This is a genomic window from Megamonas rupellensis DSM 19944 (genome assembly GCF_000378365.1).
GTDB lineage: Bacteria > Bacillota > Negativicutes > Selenomonadales > Selenomonadaceae > Megamonas > Megamonas funiformis.
This window is the reverse complement of record NZ_KB899576.1, coordinates 71,714-78,082: the sequence shown is the minus strand read 5'-3', so window position 1 is coordinate 78,082 and position 6,369 is coordinate 71,714. Positions and strand designations below refer to the sequence as shown.

Below are 6,369 nucleotides of genomic sequence, written 5' to 3'. Positions count from 1 at the left end.
TTATCCAAAGCATGAGCCGAAAAGGCAATTGCTTAGATAATGCCGTAATAGAAAATTTCTTTGGTTTACTAAAAAGCGAATTATTCTATTTAAAAAAATTCAAATCCGTTGAAGATTTTATAAAAGAGTTAAAATCTTATATAAAATATTATAATACAAAACGGATAAAGATAAAACTAAAAGGACTTAGTCCTGTAGAATACAGAACTAAGTCTCAATTAGTAGCTTAATTAATATGTCCAATATTTTGGGTGCATATCAATCATTTATTTACAGATTATAACGCTTTTTTTATTGAGATAGTTTCATTTGATAAGCTTCGCCCCAAGTTTTCATTGCTTCTAGAATAGGTTTTAAACTAATACCTGTTTCGGTTAAAGTGTATTCAACACGCGGAGGAACTTCAGCATATACTGTTCGATAAATAAGACCGTTTTTTTCCATATCTCTTAATTGAGTTGTTAACACTTTTTGAGAAATATTTCCTAGAGATTTTTTTAATTCACCAAATCTTTTTGTTCCTGAAGCTAAATCACGTAAAATTAATACTTTCCATTTATCACCTATTAACATAAGTGTTGTTTCTACAGGACATTGGGGTAAATTTTTTGTTTTTAGCATAATATGTTCACCATTTCTAGATAAATTATTATTTATTATATAAATGAAAATTAAGAAAGTCAATTTATGAATTATATTTAAAAATTTTTATCTATAAAAAATCCTATAGTTTATATAATTGTTACTTAGAGGTAACTAAATAACAAAAAAGTGCTTACTTTACAGCTATATATCGCAAGTATAAAATAGGTTTTGTAAAAATAAGAAATGAAAATTTTCTAGGAGGTCTTTATAATGAAAAAAGTAATTGAATTTTTACAACAAAATCCTGTACAATATCTTGCTACAGTTGGTAGAGACGGCAAAGCAAAATGTAGACCATTTATGTTTGTTTTAGCAAAAGATAATAAACTTTGGTTTAGTACAAATAATACTAAAGATGTTTATAAAGATATGCAAAAAAATCCATATATTGAAATATCTATCGCTTCTCCTCAATATGCATGGCTTCGTTTAAATGGAAAAGTTGTTTTTGAAGAAAATAAGGAAATAAAAGAAGCTTGTATGAATAATCCTATTATTAAAAGTCAATATAAAACAGCTGATAATCCTATTTTTAAAGTATTTTATCTAGAAAATCCTCATGGCACAATAGCTGATTTTTCTGGTAATGAACCATATGTTTTTTGAGTAAAAAAAGCAAGATACTAAGTAATGTATCTTGCTTTTCTATTAATATAATTTTTATTCAAAGTATAGATATACACCTAATATACCTTGTTTTTGGGATATCCAGATGGTATTTTCTTTATTATTTACTTCATTACTTACAGCATAAGGTAAATTATTATTGAGCATAACTTGGTCAAGTGGCCAATATACGCCATTGATGCTAACACCGCTACAAGTGCCACCTAAAGGAAGTAGTGAGATGGCTTTTGGTGTTTGTTTGAGATTTAGGGTTAGATGTTCCTCATTATGTAAAAAGAATAAAATTTCTTTTTCATCAGCAATACAACCACAAAAATTTTTATTTAACATGCCATTAAAACTAAATATAGTGCTAAAAGCATGGTCAAAACGTCCGCCCCATGCACCTGTTAAAATAACAGTTGATGCAGGATATTTATCATCTATTATTTGTAGTGCTAATTGTGTATCAGTAACATCTTTTTTGGTGGGAACTTTTGTTATAGTAACATCATTATCTACAGCCCATTGCCATGCTTCAGAAGTAGCACTATCACCATCACCAATTAATTGAAGTGACTTGATATCAGCTTCTTTACATATATCTATACCATGGTCAGCACAAAAAATATTTTTATTTTCACAGATGGATTTTAGCCACTGTACATCAGGTGGATTACCTCCACTTATTAGCACTGTTTGATTTTTAGGTAATTCATAACTAAATTTTGCTATTAGTTGAGGAAGTTCTAAGATATTATTCATATTGTTTAGCCTCTTTATATATATCAGTTTTTTCATTAAGAGCTTTTTTGAATTCTCTTGGTGTTTGTTTAAAAATTTGTTTAAAGGTTCTTGAAAAAGTAGAATAGTCTTTAAAGCCACAGTCAAAGCATATTTGAGTTAAAGCTATTCCAGATTTAATCTTTTCTTTAGCCACTATTAATCGTTTATTTAATATATATTGATGAATACTATAACCTGTTTTTAATTTAAATTTTCGCATTAGGTAGTATTTACTTACAAAAAAATGATTAGCTAGATAATCAATATTTAATTCTGTAAATAAATGTTCATTTATATAATCGATAACAGAATTAATAGTTTTATCATAAGAAACTTTATGATGAATAGTCAAATTTTTATTATCATTGATAATGGCTCTATTTATTAAAATCATAAATTCTAAGAATTTTAGATTACTGTATAACTCATGTGCAAAACCTTTATCATTAAAGGAGCTTTCTAAAATTTGGATTTGTTTTAAGATATCATTTTCATTGATATTGTCTAAATTCATAACATATGAATTATGTTCTTGAGCATAATTAAAACAAAAGTCTAATTTATTTGTAGTATCTATTTTATTTTTTAGATAATTAGGGTCAATATAAAGGACAATACGTTCATATGTTGCTGTATCGCTAATAGTAGGATAATGAATACAATTATGAGGTACAAAAACAATATCATAGGGAAATAATTGATAAGTTTGCCCTTCAATATTATATTTAACCTTACCACTTAAGAATAAAATTATTTTATCAAATTCGTGATAATGTGCTTTGATTTCTATTTTTTGGACATCTTTGAGATGAAATAATTTAAAATAAGATGTTAAATAGCCTTTTTTTTGATATTCCATAGCTATCCCTCTTTTCATAAATTATACTATACTTTATCTTACGCTTTTTGGCAAAAAATTTTTTATCAACAAGAAAATTTTAGAGCATTTTTTGCAATGTTTTTTGCATTTATCATATAGTATTTGTTATATCTATAATATATAATATAGTCAATTTGAAAATATGAAACAAAGATATTGATTATAGATAATTACTGTTTAAGGAGTTGGGCATAATGTCATTAGTAATGAAAAAATATAGATATAACCATAAAGATTATTTAGTATATGAAAGAAATCTTTTAGCTAGAGAATTTGATGCAAATGAATGGCAAACAATTTGTAATAATGATTTAGGTGTTGGAGTTGATTTCATTATTGAAATTATTAATACACAGATTTTTGCTTATGATATGTATGGTCAGAAAATAGATTTAAATCAAGATTTGCAATTGGTTATAGATTATCATGAAGGCATTTTAAAAGATAATAATATTTTAGCTCAATTTACTCGTGATATTGAAATTCGTTTTACTAATTATTATATTAATAAATTGGCTAATTTAGTTACTAAAAAAGCTTATAGCGCATGAAAAAATAGATAAAATATACAAGCATAGCGTCATACTATGCTTTTTTTATTGCAAAAACTATTAAATAATGAATTTTTATTTTATAATATAAGTAAAATAAAATTCAAGGAGATAAAAATAAAATGAAAAATGCATCTCTAGAAGAACGATTTTTATCTACAAAAGGTCGCATAAATCGTAAGATATTTATCTTATATGCAGTATGTTTTATCTTATTTTGTCTATTTTTGATAATACCAACGTTTTTAGTGATTATCAGTACGACAGATGGGACAGTAGTTGATATTAGTATAAGTATAGTATCTACATTGATTGAATTAGCATTATTACCTAGTTTGTTTTTAGGAATTAAACGTTTGCATGATTTAGATAAATCGGCTGTATGGATAATTTTATGTGTAATTCCATTGATAAATATGCTATTTTTTGCTTATTTATGTTTAATAAAAGGGACTGATGGTGATAATAAATATGGAAAAGACCCTTTAAGTTTGGATTTATAAGGAGTTTTTTATGAATTTAGAAGAAAAATATTTTTCTACAGAAGGTAGATTAAATCGAAAGCCATTTATTCATTATATAATCTTTTTGATTGTCATATCATTGGCTTTTATAGGGATTATTACTTTATTAGGTTTAGCTAGTGCGTTATCTATAGCTGTTTTAGGCGAAAATGTAAATGATTTAAATTTTTTATCACAAATAGAAGTAATTCCTATTTTGCTTATTTTAGTAGCTTCTTTAATTTTAATAATATTATTTTTACCACTTAATTTTTTGATGATACGACGTTTGCACGATTTAAATTTTAGCGGTTGGTGGATAATATTTCCTATTGTTTTTCCTTTTGGTTATTTCATTTTTATTTTGTATTTGATTTTGGCTAAAGGAACAAATGGTCCAAATAAATATGGTGAAAACCCTTTAGAATTAGATAAAAGCAGTAATGTTTAAATACATTACTGCTTTTATCATTAGTAGAAACTTTTTATCAAAAAAATAGAGTAGAGAAGACTCTCTACTCTAAAAAATATATAAATTTGTTTGAGTTTGTATTATTCAACTAAATCAAGATTTACTTCTGGATTTACATCAGCATCATAATCTACATTATCAAAACCAAAGCCAAAGAGATTGTAGAAGTCATTCCAATAACCATCTACATCAGCATATTGAGTTAAGTTTTCAGTAGTTACTTTATCCCAGTATTCAAAAATAGTATTTTGAACATCGTCTCTCATTTCTAAATCATCAATGCGAATACGGTGTTCATCATCTACTTTTGGTTGTGGTTGAGAGAGGTATTCATGCCATAAACGATACATTTGTTCGATAGTACCTTCATGAACATTTTTATCTTTCATTACACGATACATAACCGCCACATATAAAGGAACAATAGGAATAGCAGAGCTAGACTGTGTAACTAAAGCTTTATTTACAGAGATAATAGCATTAAAGCCTTCTTGACGTAAAGTTTCAGCTGTTTTATAAAGATGTTGTTTAGCAGCACCGATAGTACCTTCATAATATATTGGGTATGTAATCTTAGAACCAATATAAGAATATGCTACAGTGCAAGCATTTTCAGTTAAAACATCAGCATCTTTTAAAGCATGCATCCAATCAGCCCAATCTTCGCCACCCATAACTTTAATAGTAGCTTCTACTTCTTCAGGAGTAGCAGGAGGTAAAGTAGCTTCAGTTAATTCATTTGTTTTTAAATTTAAAGTCTTAGCAGTGAAAGGTTCATCAACAGTTTTTAATACGGAAGAATACATAGTTCCATCAGCTGTTGTACGACGAGGAGCAGCTAAGGAATAAACGACCATATCAATTTTGCCTAAATCTTTTTTTATAAGTTCAATAGTTTTTTCTTTAATAGCTTGAGAGAAAGCATCACCATTTATTGTTTTAGCATAATAGCCATCATTTTTTGCAAATTCTTCAAAAGCAGCTGTATTATACCAACCAGCAGTTGCAGTTCTTTTACCATGCGCTGGTTTATCAAAAATAACTCCAATTGTAGAAGCACCACTCGCGTATGTTGCACAAATACGAGATGCTAAGCCATAACCTGTAGAAGCACCTAATACTAATACACGTTTACCAAGTTCAACCTTTGGCTGACTTTTTACATATTCGATTTGACGGCGTACATTTTCTTTACAGCCTTCAGGGTGAGAAGTTAAACAGATAAAATCTTTTACTCTTGGCTTGATAATCATAAAATATTCTCCTTTACTTAGTTATCGCTAAGTTTTATATTATATTATTTTAATTAATATATAGGATTATTAATTTGAATAATATTAATATAAATATATATATTATTTATATTATACAACTTAGACTCAATAATAACAAATGATATTTAGATTAAAAATAAATTAATAATTCTATATATAACAGAAAATCTTAATTATAATAATTTCATTTCATTATTCATAGAAATAAAACCATATTTTTTATATAAAGGTCTACCCATTTCCGTTGCTTCTAATGAAATAGAAGTGATACCTTTATTTTTAATATCTTTAATTAACATATCTAATGTTTTATAAGCAATGCCTTTTCTTCTATAATTTATGTTTGTGTACATATTCATTATATAGGCTTTGTAACCATTAGGATTATGATAAGTTGGCATTACTTGAAAAAAGCTAACTCCTCCAGAACCAACAAATTTATTTCCGTCAAAAATTAAATAAGCAATATGCGTTCCATCACAAAGGGCTTTTTTATAATATTTATATGTCATCATTTTAACTTCGTCCATATTTATATCATTAGATAACTTATTAGCGGCACGCAATACTTCTATTCTTGTTTTAGTTAAAATATCTAAATCTTCAATAGTAGCTTTTTTATATTTTAAATTCATAATAAATACCTCTATAT

At 26.7% G+C, this 6,369-nt stretch carries 10 protein-coding genes; 5 read left to right on the top strand and 5 right to left on the bottom strand.

From position 1 onward, the window contains the following. Positions 1-230, top strand: a 230-nt coding sequence (locus F553_RS0105855; RefSeq protein WP_033405577.1) for an IS3 family transposase, incomplete at its 5' end; no start/stop codon positions are given. 61 nt (positions 231-291) lie between these two features. Here the strand turns inward: F553_RS0105855 and F553_RS0105850 are convergent. Then, positions 292-621 carry a winged helix-turn-helix transcriptional regulator gene (locus tag F553_RS0105850; protein WP_018999372.1) on the bottom strand — a complete coding sequence of 110 codons (330 nt, stop codon included), beginning with the start codon at positions 619-621 and terminating at the stop codon, positions 292-294. Positions 622-855: 234 nt separating this feature from the next. On the opposite strand from F553_RS0105850, the gene F553_RS0105845 reads away from it, so the two are divergent. After that, positions 856-1,251, top strand: a complete 396-nt coding sequence (locus tag F553_RS0105845; protein WP_018999371.1) for a pyridoxamine 5'-phosphate oxidase family protein — start codon at positions 856-858, stop codon at positions 1,249-1,251. Between the two features lie 54 nt (positions 1,252-1,305). Here F553_RS0105845 and F553_RS0105840 read toward each other — a convergent pair whose 3' ends face one another. Both F553_RS0105840 and F553_RS0105835 read right to left on the bottom strand, forming a co-directional pair. After that, entirely contained in the window at positions 1,306-2,016 is a 711-nt protein-coding gene (locus F553_RS0105840) for a thiamine diphosphokinase (RefSeq protein WP_018999370.1), read from the bottom strand. Further along, complete coding sequence (locus tag F553_RS0105835) at positions 2,009-2,896, bottom strand: AraC family transcriptional regulator (RefSeq protein ID WP_018999369.1); 888 nt, start codon at positions 2,894-2,896, stop codon at positions 2,009-2,011. Before F553_RS0105835 ends, F553_RS0105840 begins: the two co-directional genes overlap by 8 nt. A 215-nt stretch (positions 2,897-3,111) precedes the next feature. On the opposite strand from F553_RS0105835, the gene F553_RS0105830 reads away from it, so the two are divergent. From F553_RS0105830 to F553_RS0105820, 3 genes are all read left to right on the top strand, one after another. Further along, a complete protein-coding gene (locus F553_RS0105830; protein WP_018999368.1) occupies positions 3,112-3,468 on the top strand; it encodes a hypothetical protein in 357 nt (118 codons plus the stop codon). A gap of 122 nt (positions 3,469-3,590) precedes the next feature. Then, positions 3,591-3,971, top strand: a complete 381-nt coding sequence (locus F553_RS0105825; protein WP_018999367.1) for a DUF805 domain-containing protein — start codon at positions 3,591-3,593, stop codon at positions 3,969-3,971. Positions 3,972-3,981: 10 nt separating this feature from the next. After that, positions 3,982-4,422, top strand: a complete 441-nt coding sequence (locus tag F553_RS0105820; protein ID WP_018999366.1) for a DUF805 domain-containing protein — start codon at positions 3,982-3,984, stop codon at positions 4,420-4,422. Positions 4,423-4,523: 101 nt separating this feature from the next. Here F553_RS0105820 and fabV read toward each other — a convergent pair whose 3' ends face one another. Together fabV and F553_RS0105810 are read right to left on the bottom strand one after the other, a co-directional pair. Continuing rightward, positions 4,524-5,696, bottom strand: coding sequence for an enoyl-ACP reductase FabV (gene fabV / locus F553_RS0105815; RefSeq protein WP_018999365.1), 1,173 nt, complete (start codon positions 5,694-5,696; stop codon positions 4,524-4,526). Positions 5,697-5,890: 194 nt separating this feature from the next. Then, the gene (locus F553_RS0105810; RefSeq protein ID WP_018999364.1) at positions 5,891-6,352 is read right to left on the bottom strand and encodes a GNAT family N-acetyltransferase; all 462 of its coding nucleotides are present in this window, start codon (positions 6,350-6,352) and stop codon (positions 5,891-5,893) included. Between the last annotated feature and the right edge of the window lie 17 nt (positions 6,353-6,369).

Bases quoted from the DNA above. Each gene is read 5' to 3' on its own strand.
- F553_RS0105840 (WP_018999370.1), bottom strand. From the start codon at position 2,016: ATGAATAATATCTTAGAACTTCCTCAACTAATAGCAAAATTTAGTTAT.
- F553_RS0105835 (WP_018999369.1), bottom strand. From the start codon at position 2,896: ATGGAATATCAAAAAAAAGGCTATTTAACATCTTATTTTAAATTATTT.
- F553_RS0105830 (WP_018999368.1), top strand. From the start codon at position 3,112: ATGTCATTAGTAATGAAAAAATATAGATATAACCATAAAGATTATTTA.
- F553_RS0105820 (WP_018999366.1), top strand. From the start codon at position 3,982: ATGAATTTAGAAGAAAAATATTTTTCTACAGAAGGTAGATTAAATCGA.
- F553_RS0105850 (WP_018999372.1), bottom strand. From the start codon at position 621: ATGCTAAAAACAAAAAATTTACCCCAATGTCCTGTAGAAACAACACTT.
- F553_RS0105825 (WP_018999367.1), top strand. From the start codon at position 3,591: ATGAAAAATGCATCTCTAGAAGAACGATTTTTATCTACAAAAGGTCGC.
- F553_RS0105845 (WP_018999371.1), top strand. From the start codon at position 856: ATGAAAAAAGTAATTGAATTTTTACAACAAAATCCTGTACAATATCTT.
- fabV (WP_018999365.1), bottom strand. From the start codon at position 5,696: ATGATTATCAAGCCAAGAGTAAAAGATTTTATCTGTTTAACTTCTCAC.
- F553_RS0105810 (WP_018999364.1), bottom strand. From the start codon at position 6,352: ATGAATTTAAAATATAAAAAAGCTACTATTGAAGATTTAGATATTTTA.